Genomic DNA, 15,178 nt, shown 5'->3' with positions numbered 1-15,178 from the left:
ACTACGGTTGCCCGAATGCGACCCGGCCACCCGTATGCATCTGGTATGCGCTGAACGGGTGGCCTTCAACCGCTACTCCTCGGTCGGAAGCGCGACTTCCTTGGCCGCGTCCGGTCCCTGTTCCAGCAGCACAACGAAGCCTTCCTCGTTGAGAACCGGAACCTTCACTTGCATCGCCTTGTCGTACTTCGAACCGGGGTTGTCCCCGACGACCACGAAAGACGTCTTCTTCGAAACGGAACCGGTCACCTTCGCACCCCGGCTCTGGAGCGCCTCTTTCGCGCCATCCCGGGTGTAGTGCTCGAGCGTTCCGGTCACCACGACCGTGAGGCCTTCCAGGGGGCGGGGGCCCTCGTCCTCGCCGCTCGCCTCCTCCTCCATGCGCACCCCGGCCGCCCGCCACTTGCGCAGGATCTCGCGGTGCCACTCCTCGGTGAACCACTGTTTGAGGGAGGCGGCGATGATCGGGCCCACGCCCGCCACGTCCGACAGCTCCTTCTCGGTGGCCTGTTCGATGCGGTCGATGGAGCGGAACTCGCGGGCCAGCGCCTCGGCCGCCACCGGGCCGACGTGCCGGATCGAGAGTCCCGTGAGGATGCGGGCGAGCGGTCGCTCCTTGGCCGCCGCGATGTTCTCCAGCATGGCGAGGGTGTTCTTCTTCGCCTCGCCCTGCTGATTGGCGAAGAAGGTGACGACCTTCTCCTCGCCGGTCTTGGGGTCGCGCTTGGGCAGGCCGGAATCCTGGTCCAGGACGTAGGACTTGATGGGCAGCAGCTCCTCGACCTTGAGGTCGAAGATGTCGCCCTCGTCGAGGATCGGCGGCTGCGCGGGCTCCAGGGGTCTGGTGAGCGCGGCCGCGGCGACGTATCCGAAGTTCTCGATGTCGAGGGACTTGCGGCCTGCGAGGTAGAAGAGGCGCTCGCGCAACTGGGCCGGGCACGACTGGGCGTTGGGGCAGCGGAGGTCGATGTCGGCCTCCTTCATGGGCCGCAGCGGTGTGCCGCACTCGGGGCACTCGGCGGGCATCTCGAACTCCCGCTCGGTACCGTCCCGCAGGTCCACGACGGGGCCGAGGATCTCCGGGATGACGTCGCCCGCCTTGCGCAACACGACCGTGTCGCCGATGAAGACGCCCTTCTTCTTCACCACCTCCTGGTTGTGCAGGGTGGCGAACTCCACCTCGGATCCGGCGACCGTGACGGGCTCCACCTGGGCGTACGGCGTGACGCGGCCGGTGCGGCCGACGCCGACACGAATGTTGACCAGCTTGGTGTTGACCTCCTCGGGCGCGTACTTCCAGGCGATCGCCCAGCGCGGGGCGCGCGAGGTGGAGCCGAGGCGGCCCTGCAGCGGGATCTCGTCGAGCTTGACGACGACGCCGTCGATCTCGTGCTCCACGGAGTGGCGGTTCTCTCCGAAGTAGGAGATGAAGTCCCGCACGCCTTCGATGTCTTCGACGACCTTGTTGTGCCGGGCGGTGGGCAGGCCCCACTCGTGCAGCAGGTCATAGGCGTGGCTGAGGCAGTCGATGTCGAAGCCCTCGCGGGCGCCGATGCCGTGCACGACCATGTGCAGCGGGCGGGTCGCGGTGACGCGCGGGTCCTTCTGGCGCAGCGAACCCGCCGCCGCGTTACGGGGGTTGGCGAAGGGCTTGTCGCCCGCCTCGACCAGGCGGGCGTTCAGCTCCTCGAACTTCTCCATCGGGAAGAAGACCTCGCCGCGGATCTCGACGAGGGCGGGGACGCGGTCGCCCTTGAGGCGCTGGGGGATGTCGGCGATCGTGCGGACGTTCGGTGTGATGTCCTCGCCGGTGCGGCCGTCGCCGCGGGTGGCGGCGCGGGTCAGCTTGCCGTCCTCGTACGTGAGGTTGACCGCGAGGCCGTCGACCTTCAGCTCGCACAGGAAGTGGTACCCCGGGGAGCCGACGTCCTTGGCGACGCGGTCGGCCCAGGAGGCCAGCTCCGCGTCGTCGAAGGCGTTGCCGAGGGAGAGCATGCGCTCGCGGTGCTCGACGGCGGTGAACTCCGTCTCGTACGAACCCGAGACCTTCTGGGTGGGCGAGTCCGGGGTGCGCAGCTCCGGATACTCCTCCTCCAGGGCTTCGAGAGAGCGCAGGAGCTTGTCGAACTCGGCGTCGCTGACGACCGGCTGGTCCTTCACGTAATACCGGAAGCGGTGCTCCTCGATCTGTTCGGCCAGCTGGGCATGGTGATCCCGTGCCTCGGCGGGCACAGAGCCTTGCTGTTCGACAGCCACCGTAAAGTCCTCCCGTTACGTCATACCCAATTACTCAGGGTTGTCTGCGAGCGATCTCGCCGCCTTGACGCAGTGGGCGAGCACCGCGCGCGCGTACCCGGGTGAAGCCCCCGCGAGACCGCACGACGGAGTGACCACGACCGACTCCGCGAGCGATCCCGGATTCAGCCCCAGCCTGCGCCACAGCGTCCTGACACCCATGACGCTACCGGCAGGGTCCGACAATCCGCCGTCCACGCCCGGCACGACACCGGCGAAGAGCTTCGTGCCGCCCTCGACCGTCTCGCCGATGACCTCGTCGTCACGCTCGGTGAGAAGTGAGAAGTCGAACGAGATGGCGTGGGCCCCGGCGCGGCGCAGGAGCGCGAAGGGGACGTCGGGCGCGCAGGAGTGGACGACCGTGGGTCCGCCGTCCTGGACGGCCAGGACGTCCCGCAGGGTGTCCTCCACGGCCTGCCGGTCCACGGCCCGGTGGGTGCGGTACTGGCTGGCGGTCTTGACCTGTCCGCGCAGCACGGCGATGAGCGAGGGCTCGTCGAGCTGGAGCACCACCTGGGCGCCGGGCACCCTGCGGCGGACGTCCGCCAGGTGCGCGCGCAGGCCCTCGGCGAGCGAGCCCGCGAGGTCACGGCAGGCGCCCGGGTCGGAGAGCGCCACCTCGCCGTTCCGCAGCTCCAGGGCGGCGGCGAGCGTCCAGGGGCCGACGGCCTGGACCTTGAGCGGGCCCTCGTACCCCTGGGTGAACTCCTCCAGGGCGTCGAGGTCCTCGCCGAGCCAGGCCCTGGCCCGCCGGGTGTCGCGTCCGGGCCGGTCGCCGACGCGCCAGCCGCTGGGCTCCACGCGCGCGTACAGGTCGACGAGCATGCCGGCGGTGCGGCCGATCATGTCGGCGCCGGGTCCGCGGGCGGGCAGCTCGGCGAGGTGGGGGATGCCCTCCTCGGGGCCGTCGAAGCTGCCGGTGACGGTCTTCGCGGCCTCGCGGGCGTCGCCGCCGGGCAGGGACCCGACGCCGGTCGCCGGGCCCCACACGGGCGCGCTCACCGGCCCGGCCGCACGGTGAGGTCGTTTACCTCGGCGTCGCGCGGCAGGTCCAGTGCCATGAGGATCGTGGTGGCGACCGACTCGGGGTCGATCCAGCGGGAGGCGTCGTACTCCTTGCCCTCCTGCTGGTGGACCTTGACCTGCATGGCGCTCGCCGTGCGGCCGGGGTAGACCGAGGTGACCCGGACGCCGTTGCCGTGCTCCTCCTGGCGCAGGGCGTCGGCGAGGGCCTTCAGGCCGTGCTTGGAGGCGGCGTACGCGGACCAGTCGGCGTGGGCGCTCAGGCCCGCGCCCGAGTTGACGAAGACCACGTGGCCTTGGGCGGCCCGGAGTTGGGGCAGGAAGTGGCGGGTCAGCTCGGCGGGGGCGATGAGGTTGACGTTGAGCTGGTGGTGCCAGGCCTTGGGGGTCAGCTCGCCGACCGGGCCGAGGTCGACGACGCCCGCGATGTGCAGGAGGGAGTCCACGCGCGAGGGCAGCGACTGGTGGCCGAAGGCCCAGGACAGCTTGTCGGGGTCGGAGAGGTCCCCGACGAGCGTGCTCGCGCCGGGGAACGCGGCGGCCAGCTCCTTGGCGCGGCCCGCGTCCCGCGCGTGCAGGACGAGTTCGTCGCCGCGTGCGTGCAGACGGCGCGCGACGGCCGCGCCGATGCCGGAGCCGGACCCGGTGATCACATGTGTTGCCATACCCGCCATGCTCGCATCACTGGGTGCCGATCGATTCCTCCAGGTAGGCCAGTGCGCCGACGGGCTCCTCGGCGAAGAAGACCAGGTCGGTGAGGGGCAGGGGCAGGAAGCCCTCGTCCTCCATGCGCCGGAACTGCTCCTTGAGGCCGTCGTAGAAACCCGCGGAGTTCAGCAGGACCACCGGCTTGGTGTGCTTGCCGTGCTTCTTCAGCTCCAGGATCTCGGTGGCCTCGTCGAGCGTGCCGGTGCCGCCGACCATGATCACGATCGCGTCGGCCTTCTCCAAGAGGAGCGCCTTGCGCTCGGCGAGGTCGCGGGCGATCACCATCTCGTGCGGCTCGGCGACCACCCTCGCCTTGGCCGCGAGGAAGTCCACGGAGACCCCGAGGAGCCGTCCGCCCGCCTCGTGCACGCCGTCCGCCACGACCTTCATCAGGCCGCTCTCGGAACCGCCCCACACCAGGGTGTGCCCGCCCTTGCCGAGCAGTTCGGCGAAGTCCCGGGCCGGGCGTGTGTAGCGGTCGTCGAGGTCGGCGGCGGAGAGGAAGACGCAGATGTTCATGCGCTCACGGTACGGTCCGACTCTGACAGCGCCTTTCGAGGAGGGTACGTCGTGACCAAGGGACACCGGATCACCGTCGAGCAGGGCACGGACCACGTGCGCGTGGTGCACGAGGGGCAGGTCGTGGCGGAGAGCCGCCGCCCGCTGCTGCTGCGCGAGACGGGCTACCCCGTGCGCTACTACCTGCCTCCGGAGGACGTGCGTACGGATCTGCTGACGCCGTCCGCGACGATCACGCACTGCCCGTTCAAGGGCACGGCCGCCTACTGGTCGCTGCCGGGCGCGCAGGACGCGGTGTGGGCGTACCGGGAGCCAAAGCCGGAGGTGGCCGCCGTCAAGGACCACTTCTGCTTCTATGACGCGGAGGTCACCGGGCGGGAGTAGCCGCCGGTGGCGGCGGTGAACGTCTTGCGGTAGGCGGCCGGTGAGACGCCGAGCACCGCGCGCATGTGCTGGCGCAGGGAGTTGCCGGTGCCGAACCCGGCCCGGTGGGCGACGACGTCCACGGGCAGGTCGCTGGATTCCAGGAGCTGGCGGGCCAGTTCGATGCGCTGGGCGGTCAGCCAGCGCCCCGGCGGCATGCCCACCTCCTCCTGGAAGCGGCGCGTGAAGGTCCGCAGGCTCATGCGCGCGTGGGCGGCCAACTCGCCGAGCGACAAAGGCTCCTGGAGCCTTTCGAGGGCCCACGCGCGCGTGGCGGCCGTGGTGGCGAGCGTGGGCTCGGGGACGGGCCGCTCGATGTACTGCGCCTGCCCGCCCTCGCGCCAGGGCGGGACCACGCAGAAGCGGGCGACGCGGTGGGCGACGGCGCTGCCGTGGTCGCGGCGGAGCAGGTGCAGGCAGAGGTCGACGCCCGCGCCGACGCCGGCCGCCGTCAGGATGTCGCCGTCGTCCACGAAGAGGACGTCCTCGTCGACCGCGACCCGGGGGAAGGTGCGCCGGAAGTGGTCGGCCTCCTTCCAGTGCGTGGTCGCGGGGCGGCCGTCGAGCAGGCCCGCGGCGGCGAGGACGTAGGAGGCGGTGCAGAACGACACCCAGCGCGTGCCCGGCCGCACCCGGGCCAGGGCCGCGGCGAGCGGCTCCGGCAGGAGGCCTTCCTCCGTGCCGCCGCAGAGGCGCTCGGTGGGCGGGATCACCACCGTGTCCGCTTCGGCGAGCGCCTCGGGCCCGTGTTCGACCGCCACCTGGAACCCGGCGTCGGTGCGCACCGGCCGGCCGTCGACCGTGCAGACGACCACGTCGTACAGCGGCCGCCCCTCGGCGTCCTCGGCGGCCCCGAAGATCCGGGGCGGGATGCCCATCTCGAAGGCGTACGCGCCGTCCAGGGCGAGGACCGCCACGCGGTGCCGCCTGCCGTGAGAACTCATGGCCGAATCCTGTCACATCATGGCCAAACTGCCAGCACTGTGCGCGCGTGAGCCGACGCACCCTGGGTCGTGGCCGTTCCGAGAGCCGGTCGGCCGGGCGTTTTCCCGAAAGAGTTTCCCGAAAGAAGATGATCATGAAGATGCGTGCCGTGAGCCCCCGCGCCTGGGGCGCCCCGGAGAACCTGGTCCCCGTGGAGGTGGACCGCCCCGAGCCGGGCCTCACCGAGATCCTGGTCCGGGTGCACGCCGCGGGCGTCAACCCGGTCGACTGGAAGACCCGCGCGGAGGGCGCCTTCGGCACCTGGGGCGACACGCCGATCCTCGGCTACGACGTCTCCGGCGTCGTCGAGGAGGTGGGCCCGGGAGTGACCCTGTACTCCCCCGGTGACGAGGTCTTCGGCATGCCCCGCTTCCCCGAGCAGGCGGGCGGATACGCCGAGTACGTCGTGGCGCCCGCCCGGCGCTTCGCGCCCAAGCCCGCAGGCATCGACCACGTGCAGGCCGCCGCGCTGCCCCTCGCGGCGCTCACCGCCTGGCAGGGGCTGGTCGAGACGGCCGGGCTGCGCGCCGGGCAGCGGGTGCTGATCCACGCGGCGGCGGGCGGCGTGGGGCACCTGGCCGTGCAGATCGCCAAGGCGCGGGGGGCGTACGTCATCGGGACGGCCCGCGAGGAGAAGCACGCCTTCCTGCGCGGCCTCGGCGCGGACGAAGTCGTCGACTACGCGCGCGTGGACTTCACCGAGGCGATCAGTGACGTGGACATCGTCCTGGACGGGGTGGGCGGCGAGTACGGCACACGGTCCCTGGAGGTGCTGCGCCCCGGCGGCCACCTGGTCACGCTGCCCGACCCGGGCGGCCTGCCGGACGCAGGCCTCGCGCGGGAGCGCGGGGTGCACGCGGGCTGGACGATCGTGGAGCCGGACCGCCTGGGTCTCCTGGAGATCGCCCGCCTCGTGGACGAGGGCAAGCTGCGCGCCGAGATCGACACGGTGCTGCCCCTGGAGGACGCCGCGAAGGCGCACGCGTACGGCGAGCGGGGCCGCACGCGGGGCAAGATCGTGCTCCGGGTCGCAGGCTAGGGAGGGACGGGCCCTAGACGCCCGCCGTCACCCGTTCCGTCGTCGCGATCGTCGCCGAGCCCACCACGCGCGTGCCGTCGTACAGCACGATCGCCTGGCCGGGGGCCACGCCCCGGACGGGCTCGGTGAAAGCGACCCGCAGTTCCGAGCCGTCGACCAGCTCGGCGGTGACCTCGGTCTCGCCGCCGTGGGCCCGCAGCTGCGCCGTGTACGTGCCGGGGCCGGAGGGGGCCGCGCCGCACCAGCGGGGCTTGATCGCGGTCAGGCCGGTCACGTCCAGGGCGGCGGCCGGGCCGACGGTCACGGTGTTGTTCACCGGGGAGATGTCCAGGACGTACCGCGGCTTGCCGTCGGGGGCCGGGGTGCCGATCCGCAGGCCCTTGCGCTGGCCGATGGTGTAGCCGTACGCCCCCTCGTGCGTGCCGAGGACCGTGCCGGACTCGTCGACGATGTCGCCCTCCGCCTTGCCGAGGCGGGCGGCGAGGAAGCCCTGGGTGTCGCCGTCGGCGATGAAGCAGATGTCGTGGCTGTCCGGCTTCTTGGCGACGGCGAGCCCGCGGCGCTCGGCCTCCGCGCGGATCTCCTCCTTGGTGGTGACCGTGTCACCCAGGGGGAACATCGCGTGGGCGAGCTGCTTGTCGTCCAAGACCCCGAGGACGTAGCTCTGGTCCTTGGCCATGTCGGAGGCGCGGTGCAGCTCGCGGGTGCCGTCCTCGCGGACGATCACCTTGGCGTAGTGGCCGGTGACGACCGCGTCGAAGCCGAGGGCGAGGGCCTTGTCGAGCAGCGCGGCGAACTTGATCTTCTCGTTGCAGCGCAGGCACGGGTTGGGGGTGCGCCCCGCCTCGTACTCGGCGACGAAGTCCTCGACCACGTCCTCACGGAAGCGCTCGGCGAGGTCCCACACGTAGAACGGGATGCCGATGACGTCCGCGGCGCGGCGGGCGTCGCGCGAGTCCTCGATGGTGCAGCAGCCGCGAGCGCCCGTGCGGAACGACTGCGGGTTCGCCGAGAGCGCGAGGTGCACTCCCGTCACGTCGTGCCCCGCCTCGGCGGCCCGGGCGGCGGCGACGGCGGAGTCCACGCCGCCGGACATGGCGGCGAGGACGCGGAGGGGGCGCTGGGGAGGCTGCGGGGTCTCGGTCAAAGTCATAGCTCTAACAGAGTACGGGCCCGCGGGAACCGGACGCCCGTGAGTAAGCGTTGACGATCATATGGGGGAACCAGAGGGGCAGAAGCCGGGGAGCCGCGGAGTCAGCCGGCGCGCCCTGCTGATCGGCGGCGGCGCGGCCGCCTTCGGCACGGCCGTGTTCGCCAGGGACGACCTGGGGCGGCTGTGGTGGCGGATGCCCGGCGTGGTCAAGAAGCGCAAGGAGGGCGAGGTCGACGCCAGGGGCGCCCAGTGGACCGCCGCCTCGGACTACAACTGGCGCCGCGCCGACCGCCCCGATGACTACGACATCGACCGCGTCATCATCCACGTCGTCCAGGGCGGGTACGCGACGGCGCTGCGCGTCTTCAAGGACCCGGCCCACGGCGCCGCCACGCACTACGTGGTGCGCAAGGACGGGCACGTGGCGCAGATGATCCGCGAGCTGGACGTGGCGTTCCACGCGGGCGACAGAGGCTTCAACGAACGCAGCGTGGGCATCGAGCACGAGGGCTTCGTCGACGCCAAGTCGTCCTTCACGGACGCGATGTACGCCTCGTCGGCGCGGCTCACCGCCGGGATATGCGAGCGGTACGACATCCCGGTCGACCGCGAGCACATCATCGGGCACGTGGAGGTGCCGGGCACGGACCACACGGACCCCGGCCCGCACTGGGACTGGGACCGGTACATGCGCCTGGTGCGGGCCGCCGCGCGGGAGGAGCCCGGGAAGGCCGCGAAGAAGGCCTAGGGCCTGACCGGCGGATCGTGCCGCGGGACGGGCCCTAGCTCAGGCCCGCCGTCCGGGCCCGCTCCACCGCCGGGCCGATCGCCGCCGCGACGGCCTCGACGTCCGCCTTGGTCGAGGTGTGGCCGAGGGAGAAGCGGAGCGTGCCGCGCGCGAGGTCCGGGTCGGCGCCCGTGGCGAGCAGGACGTGGCTGGGCTGGGCGATGCCCGCCGTGCACGCCGAGCCCGTGGAGCACTCGATGCCCTGCGCGTCGAGCAGCAGCAGGAGGGAGTCGCCCTCGCAGCCGGGGAAGGTGAAGTGCGCGTTGGCGGGCAGCCGGCCCGCCGGGGACGGGTCGCCGCCGAGGATCGCCTCGGGGACCGCGGCGCGGACCGCGCCCACCAGGTCGTCGCGGAGCGCGCCGATCTCGGCGGCGAACCGCTCGCGGTGCTCGGCGGCGTACTCCCCCGCGACGGCGAAGGCGGCGACGGCGGGCACGTCCAGCGTGCCGGAGCGCACATGCCGCTCCTGGCCGCCGCCGTGCTGCACGGGCACCGGGCTGTACTCCCGGCCGAGCAGGAGCGCGCCGATGCCGTACGGACCGCCGATCTTGTGTCCGGACACGGTCATCGCGGCGAGCCCGGACGCGCCGAAGTCGACGGGGATCTGGCCGTAGGCCTGCACGGCGTCGGAGTGCAGCGGGACGCCGAACTCCCCCGCCACGTCGGCCAGTTCGCGGACCGGCTGGATGGTGCCGATCTCGTTGTTGGCCCACATGACGGTGGCCAGGGCGACGTCGTCGGGGCCGCGTTCGATCGCCTCGCGCAGCGCGTCGGGGTGGACGCGGCCGTAGGCGTCGACGGGAAGGTACTCGACGGTGGCGCCCTCGTGCTCCCCGAGCCAGTGCACGGCGTCCAGGACGGCGTGGTGCTCGACGGGGCTCGCGAGGATGCGGGTGCGGGAGGGGTCCGCGTCGCGGCGGGCCCAGTACAGGCCCTTCACCGCGAGGTTGTCCGCCTCGGTGCCGCCGGAGGTGAACACCACCTCGCTGGGGCGTGCGCCGAGTGACTCGGCGAGCGTCTCGCGGGCCTCCTCGACGGTGCGGCGCGCCCGCCTGCCCGCCGCGTGCAGCGAGGAGGCGTTGCCGGTGACGGCGATCTGCGCGGTCATCGCCGCGATCGCCTCCGGGAGCATCGGAGTGGTCGCTGCGTGGTCGAGGTAGGCCATGGTGCGCACGATTCTACGAGCCGTGCGGCGCCGGATGACCCAGCGGTATCAGCCTGCGAGACCCCAGGACGCGGTGTTGTCCACCGAGACGAGCACGGCGAGCACGACCAGATCGGCGACGCCGAGGCCAAGACCGAGCAGAGCGCGGCCCTTTCGGGCGGTGCCGCGCCACAGGGCGAGGCTCGCGAGGACGATCGCGACGGGGCCGAGAAAGATGTTCAGGACGAGCAGACCGAGCAGACCGCAGACGAAGGAGGCGACGGCCATGCCGTTGGTGTCCCGGCGGCCGGTGGGGCGCTCAGGGGCACGGTCGGTGGTGCGTTCGGTGGCGCGTTCGGCTTCAGCGGTGAGTGTCATGGTCCGACTCCTTGCGGTCCTTGCGTTGCGGCCCTTGCGGGCCTCGCGGTCCTTGCGGAGGGAGATGCGGAGGGTGTCGTACGCGTCGGGGGCGGGCCGCTCAGCGCGGGTGCGCGCGGCGCTCGCGGATCGCGAAGACGGCGAGCCATACGCCGATGACGGCGGCGGCGACCAGGGTGACCGGCAGCGGGAGGTGGGCCACGGAACCCATGGCGACACCCAGCAGCAGAAGGGCGGCGACGAGGAAGAGCATGAGATCCCTCTCCAATCGGCGAGCGAGCCCGGGGGGACAGGTCGGTGAACGCTTGTGGTAACAACTGTTCACTGACTTAGAGGGTACTCCGCTCCGCGCTTTCCAAACTCGGAGAACAGTTGTTAACTGCATGGCATGAGTCACACCCTCGGCGTCCGGCAGGCCCAGAAGCGGAGAACCCGGCAGGCGCTCCTCGACGCGGCGCTCCAGCTGCTCGCGGAGCAGAGTCTCAGCAGCCTGGGCCTGCGCGAGGTCACCCGCGCGGTCGGCGTCGCCCCCACCGCCTTCTACCGGCACTTCCGCGACATGGCGGACCTGGGCGTGGCCCTCGTCGAGGAGGCGCTCGGCAGTCTGCACACGGCACTCACCGCCCTGCTCTCCGCGACCGGCGAGCGCGCGGGCGAGGACGACGGGGAGGAGCGCATCGCCGCCACCGTCGAACTGATCGCCGCCTATGTCCGCACCCACCCCGCCCACGTCCGCTTCATCGCCCGCGAGCAGCACGGCGGCGTGCAGGCGGTGCGCGCCGCGATAGGCGGCCAGCTCGCCCTCTTCGCCCAGGAGGTGAAGGAGCAGTTCGCCCGGGAGCCGGAGGCGGCGGGCTGGGCCGAGGACGATCTGCTGATGCTCGCCGGGATGTACGTGGACCACATGGTGATGACCGCGTCGGCGCTCCTGGAGGCGGAGGGCGACCCCGAGGCCGCGGAGCGCGTGGCGTCCACGGCGCGCCGCCAGCTGCGGCTCGTCGGCCTCGGCCGCCGCCACTGGCTGGACGAGCACTGAGCGCCGCCGGGCGCCCGTCCCGCGTCTGAGGCCCCGGCACCTGAGGCCCGGCATCCGGGGCATCGACTCTCCCGTAAGGGGCAACTACCCTCTACGACCATGACGACCGCCCGTGACACCTGGCCGCTCGACCACACCTTCCCCAGCTCGTCCGGCACGATCCGCTGGGCCGCGCTCGGGCCCGCCGAAGCCCCGCCCGTCGTACTGGTCCACGGCACGCCCTTCTCCTCGTACGTCTGGCGGGAGACCGCCCGCGCCCTGTCACGCGAACACCGCGTGTACGTCTGGGACTTGGCCGGATATGGCGCATCCGAGATGCGGGACGGGCAGGACGTCTCGCTCGCCGCGCAGGGTCGTGTGCTCGCCGAGCTGCTCGGCCACTGGGGCCTTGAGCGGCCCGCCGTCCTCGCCCACGACTTCGGCGGCTGCGTGGCCCTGCGCGCCCACCTGCTGCACGGCGCCCGCTACGACCGCCTCGCCCTCGTCGACCCGGTGGCCCTCGCCCCCTGGGGCTCCCCCACCTACCGCCTCCTCGGCGCACACCCCGAGGTCTTCGGGCAGCTGCCGCCCCACCTCCACGAAGCACTCGTACGCGAATACGTCGGCTCGGCGAGCCACCGCGGCCTGCACCCCGCGGTGCTCGACCGGCTGGTGGCGCCCTGGTGCACGGACGACGGCAAGCCCGCCTTCTACCGCCAGATCGAGCAGAACGACCAGCGCTACACCGACGAGATCCAGGGCAGGTACGGGGAGTTGGACCTGCCCGTGCTGATCTGCTGGGGCACCGAGGACACCTGGATCCCGGTGGAGCGCGGCCATGAACTGGCCCGGGCGATCCCCGGTGCCGAGCTGCGCCTGATCGAGGGCGCGGGCCATCTCGTGCAGGAGGACGCGCCCGCCGAACTCACCGCCGAACTGGCCCATTTCCTGCGCGGGCACTTCCCCCGTACATCGCGGTGACGGCCGCCGCGGCCGCAGCGAGTTCGTCACGCACCTCGGGCGGCGAGAGCACTTCGACGTGGTCGGCGAAGGGCAGCAACGTCTTCGCCTCGCCCACGACTTGATACGCCAGCCGGACGGTGACCCACTCCCCCGTGCCGCCCTCGCTGTCGCTGTCGCTCTCCGGCAGCCGGGTGATCGCCGTGCCGTTGAGGCGCAGGAACAGGTCGAAGCGGGAGCGCCGCACCCGGGCCGTCACCTCGATGCCGCCCGGTCGGTTCTCCACCTCGCGCTTCAACACCGCCCATACGTCGGCGAGTTCGACGCCCGCGCGCCGCTGGACCGGGGCGTCGGTGAGGGTCGCCGAGCGGACCCGGTCGGCGCGGAAGAGGCGCGGGGCGCCGCGCAGGTCGGCGACGAGGTACCAGACGCCGGCCTTGGACACCAGGCCGTACGGGTCGACGGTGTACGTCCGCGGCTCCGCGGCGCCGCTGTGCCGGTAGCGCAGCCGCAGGCGCCGGTCGGCGAAGACCGCGTCCTGGAGCACCTCCAGGTCCACGCTCGCCCGGGGCCCCGCCATCCAGCGCGAGGCGTCGACGAGGATGCGGCGGCTCGCCAACTCGGCGGCGGGGCGGTGCGGTTCGGGCAGCGCGGCCATGACCTTGCGCAGCGCGGAGCCGAGCGCCTCGTCCAGGCCGAGGGCGGCGTGCGCGCCTTGCGCGGCGAGGACGAACAGGGCCCGCGACTCGTCGGCGGTCAGCCCCGTCACGTCCGTGCGGAACCCCGCGAGCAGTTCGATGCCGCCGTGCCGCCCCCGCTCGGCGTAGACCGGGACACCGGAGGCGGACAGGGCCTCGATGTCCCGGTAGATCGTCCGCACCGAGACTTCCAGCCGCTCGGCGAGTTCGTGCGCGGGCACCCGGCCGCGGGTCTGGAGCAGCAGCAGGATCGAGAGCAGCCGGTCAGCTTTCACGCCGTCCAGGATCTCCTACGGCGGTCACCCGAGGCGGGCGGGATCCGGGAGGCAGGACCTAGGAGAGCCGCGCCCGTGCCAGCTGGCGTGACTGGGCGACGAGGCGGTCCTCGCTGTCCCAGACCTCGGCGTCCTCCTCGAGGAAACCGCCCGCGAGGTTGCGGGTGGTGATCGCGACGCGGAGCGGGCCGGGGGCGGGGCGGTGGCGGACGTGCACCGTCAGCTCCACGGTGGGCACCCAGCCGGTCAGGCCCATCTCGAACGCGGTCGGCGGCAGCGCGTCCACCGCGAGCAGCAGCGAGAGCGGGTCGGCGTCACGGCCGTCCGCGAGCCCGAACCAGGCACGCATCTCGCCCTTGCCCGACGGCTGCCCGAGCGCCCAGCCGAGCGTGGCGGGGTCGAGCTTGAGGAAGAGGCGGTCGGCGATGGCGGAACTGCCGGGCACCGGGCGGTGGTCGGGAGCGTCCTGGGCGCCGAAGCACTGGTCGAGCGGCGGGATCGCGGGCGGCTGCGCGGTCGTACGGACGTCGTCGGGGAGCGCGTCGAGGTCCCCGTACGAGGCGAGCACGCGGATCCGCTCGATCTCGCGGCCCTCCTCGTCGTACTGGAAGAGGGAGGCCTGTCCGGTGGAGAGGGAACGGCCGCCGCGCACCACGTCCGTGCGGATCACGGCGGGCCCCGGGCTCGACGCGGTGAGGTAGTGCGCGGAGACGGTGAACGGGTCGGCGTGCGGCAGGGCGTCGGCGAGGGCGCGGCCGATGACGGCCAGGAGGTAGCCGCCGTTGACCGCGCTGATGATCGTCCAGCCGGCCGAGAGTTCGGTGTCGTAGACGCCGGGCTCGCGCCGGGTGACCGCGGTGTCGCGGTCGAACTCGCTGTCGCCGATGCTCGCGGGCACCGCTACCGGAAGGGATGCTGCCGTTGCCATGGCAGCAACGTACAACATGTAATTACTGAGCGGTAGCTTTTCCGGTGGAGGGGTTCCGCGCACCGGCGGGCCCCGCTACGGCGTCTCCTGGACCTCGGCCTCCACCGCCGTCGAGCGGCGGTTCCAGGCGCGCGGTGCCCGCCAGTGGTAGTGCAGCGCGAGGAGCCGCAGGACGAACGTCGTCACGACGGCGAGCGCGCTGGTGAACGCCGTCAGCTGGTCGTAGCGGATGCACAGGGCGACCATCGTGGCGCCCACGATGGCGGGCACGGCGTACAGATCGCGGTCCCAGCGGACCAGCGAGGGCACTTCGTTGGCGACGATGTCGCGCAGCACACCGCCGCCGACCGCGGTCATCAGGCCGAGGGCGGCGGAGGCGGTGAGGCCGAGGCCGTAGTCGTACGCCTTGGTCGTCCCCGCCACGCAGAAGAGCCCGAGGCCCGCCGCGTCGAAGACGTTCACCGCGAGCTGGGTGCGCTCGACCTCGGGGTGGAGGAAGAAGACCAGCGCGGCGGCGAAGAGCGGGGTGATGAAGTAGCCGAGGTCGGTGAAGGCGGCGGGCGGTACCGCCCCGATGACCAGGTCGCGGAAGAGTCCTCCGCCCAGCGCGGTGACCTCGGCGAGGACGGCGATCCCGAAGACGTCGAAGTTCTTGCGCACGGCGAGCAGCGCGCCGGAGATCGCGAAGACGAAGATCCCCACGATGTCGAGCGCGTGCTGGACGGAGGGCGTGAACAGATCCTGGAGCACGCGCCATTGTTACCCGCGGGCGGGGCGGGCTCTTCCCCGCCCTCGCCTCCGATTGAGGGTTTGCGGGCGTTGAGCAGGGGTTTGTGCTGCTTCCCTCGC

General features: G+C 72.3%; 17 protein-coding genes. 5 read left to right on the top strand and 12 right to left on the bottom strand.

Annotated features, from left to right (window positions below):
• Nucleotides 1-72: 72 nt before the first annotated feature.
• From ligA to DMA15_RS26405, 4 genes are read right to left on the bottom strand one after another with little or no spacing between them, the layout of a single operon-like run.
• Nucleotides 73-2,256 (bottom strand): NAD-dependent DNA ligase LigA, encoded by a 2,184-nt coding sequence (gene ligA, locus DMA15_RS26420; protein WP_125515252.1) that lies wholly within the window; start codon nt 2,254-2,256, stop codon nt 73-75.
• A 30-nt stretch (nt 2,257-2,286) separates the two neighbouring features.
• Complete coding sequence (locus tag DMA15_RS26415; protein WP_125515251.1) at nt 2,287-3,297, bottom strand: methionine synthase; 1,011 nt, start codon at nt 3,295-3,297, stop codon at nt 2,287-2,289.
• On the bottom strand, nt 3,294-3,992 hold the full coding sequence (locus DMA15_RS26410; protein WP_125515250.1) for an SDR family oxidoreductase: 699 nt from the start codon (nt 3,990-3,992) through the stop codon (nt 3,294-3,296). Before DMA15_RS26410 ends, DMA15_RS26415 begins: the two co-directional genes overlap by 4 nt.
• Before the next feature lie 7 nt (nt 3,993-3,999).
• On the bottom strand, nt 4,000-4,545 hold the full coding sequence (locus DMA15_RS26405) for a TIGR00730 family Rossman fold protein (RefSeq protein WP_125515249.1): 546 nt from the start codon (nt 4,543-4,545) through the stop codon (nt 4,000-4,002).
• Between the two features lie 51 nt (nt 4,546-4,596).
• On the opposite strand from DMA15_RS26405, the gene DMA15_RS26400 reads away from it, so the two are divergent.
• Complete coding sequence (locus DMA15_RS26400) at nt 4,597-4,929, top strand: DUF427 domain-containing protein (RefSeq protein ID WP_125515248.1); 333 nt, start codon at nt 4,597-4,599, stop codon at nt 4,927-4,929.
• Here DMA15_RS26400 and DMA15_RS26395 read toward each other — a convergent pair.
• Complete coding sequence (locus DMA15_RS26395; RefSeq protein ID WP_125515247.1) at nt 4,899-5,912, bottom strand: helix-turn-helix domain-containing protein; 1,014 nt, start codon at nt 5,910-5,912, stop codon at nt 4,899-4,901. The two genes, DMA15_RS26400 and DMA15_RS26395, sit on opposite strands and share 31 nt — an antisense overlap.
• A 140-nt stretch (nt 5,913-6,052) precedes the next feature.
• On the opposite strand from DMA15_RS26395, the gene DMA15_RS26390 reads away from it, so the two are divergent.
• A complete protein-coding gene (locus tag DMA15_RS26390) occupies nt 6,053-6,991 on the top strand; it encodes an NADP-dependent oxidoreductase (RefSeq protein WP_164551955.1) in 939 nt (312 codons plus the stop codon).
• Between the two features lie 13 nt (nt 6,992-7,004).
• Here the strand turns inward: DMA15_RS26390 and mnmA are convergent, their stop codons facing one another.
• Nucleotides 7,005-8,138, bottom strand: coding sequence for a tRNA 2-thiouridine(34) synthase MnmA (gene mnmA / locus DMA15_RS26385; RefSeq protein WP_125518011.1), 1,134 nt, complete (start codon nt 8,136-8,138; stop codon nt 7,005-7,007).
• Nucleotides 8,139-8,205: 67 nt separating this feature from the next.
• Here mnmA and DMA15_RS26380 point away from each other — a divergent pair, with 67 nt between their 5' ends.
• Nucleotides 8,206-8,892, top strand: coding sequence for an N-acetylmuramoyl-L-alanine amidase (locus DMA15_RS26380; RefSeq protein WP_125515245.1), 687 nt, complete (start codon nt 8,206-8,208; stop codon nt 8,890-8,892).
• Between the two features lie 34 nt (nt 8,893-8,926).
• Here the strand turns inward: DMA15_RS26380 and DMA15_RS26375 are convergent, their stop codons facing one another.
• From DMA15_RS26375 to DMA15_RS36780, 3 genes are all read right to left on the bottom strand, one after another.
• Nucleotides 8,927-10,096, bottom strand: a complete 1,170-nt coding sequence (locus DMA15_RS26375; RefSeq protein WP_125515244.1) for a cysteine desulfurase family protein — start codon at nt 10,094-10,096, stop codon at nt 8,927-8,929.
• A 48-nt stretch (nt 10,097-10,144) separates the two neighbouring features.
• Entirely contained in the window at nt 10,145-10,453 is a 309-nt protein-coding gene (locus tag DMA15_RS26370) for a DUF4190 domain-containing protein (protein WP_125515243.1), read from the bottom strand.
• 100 nt (nt 10,454-10,553) lie between these two features.
• On the bottom strand, nt 10,554-10,706 hold the full coding sequence (locus DMA15_RS36780; RefSeq protein WP_164551831.1) for a hypothetical protein: 153 nt from the start codon (nt 10,704-10,706) through the stop codon (nt 10,554-10,556).
• A gap of 135 nt (nt 10,707-10,841) precedes the next feature.
• Between DMA15_RS36780 and DMA15_RS26365 the strand changes: the two genes are divergently transcribed.
• Entirely contained in the window at nt 10,842-11,489 is a 648-nt protein-coding gene (locus DMA15_RS26365; RefSeq protein WP_125515242.1) for a TetR family transcriptional regulator, read from the top strand.
• A 99-nt stretch (nt 11,490-11,588) separates the two neighbouring features.
• Nucleotides 11,589-12,449: an alpha/beta fold hydrolase gene (locus DMA15_RS26360; RefSeq protein ID WP_125515241.1), complete on the top strand. Its 861-nt coding sequence runs from the start codon at nt 11,589-11,591 to the stop codon at nt 12,447-12,449.
• On the opposite strand, the gene DMA15_RS26355 is transcribed toward DMA15_RS26360, so the two are convergent.
• The 3 genes from DMA15_RS26355 to DMA15_RS26345 all read right to left on the bottom strand — a co-directional run bounded on the left by DMA15_RS26355 (nt 12,394) and on the right by DMA15_RS26345 (nt 15,079).
• A complete protein-coding gene (locus DMA15_RS26355; protein ID WP_125515240.1) occupies nt 12,394-13,401 on the bottom strand; it encodes a YafY family protein in 1,008 nt (335 codons plus the stop codon). The genes DMA15_RS26360 and DMA15_RS26355 overlap by 56 nt on opposite strands.
• Before the next feature lie 58 nt (nt 13,402-13,459).
• On the bottom strand, nt 13,460-14,329 hold the full coding sequence (locus DMA15_RS26350; protein WP_125515239.1) for a thioesterase family protein: 870 nt from the start codon (nt 14,327-14,329) through the stop codon (nt 13,460-13,462).
• Between the two features lie 75 nt (nt 14,330-14,404).
• Nucleotides 14,405-15,079: a trimeric intracellular cation channel family protein gene (locus DMA15_RS26345; RefSeq protein WP_125515238.1), complete on the bottom strand. Its 675-nt coding sequence runs from the start codon at nt 15,077-15,079 to the stop codon at nt 14,405-14,407.
• Nucleotides 15,080-15,178: the final 99 nt, after the last annotated feature.

Source organism: Streptomyces sp. WAC 01529, from assembly GCF_003945545.1.
In the GTDB taxonomy this organism is placed as follows: Bacteria; Actinomycetota; Actinomycetes; order Streptomycetales; family Streptomycetaceae; genus Streptomyces; species Streptomyces anatolicus.
This window is presented reverse-complemented; position numbering and strand designations above follow the sequence as displayed.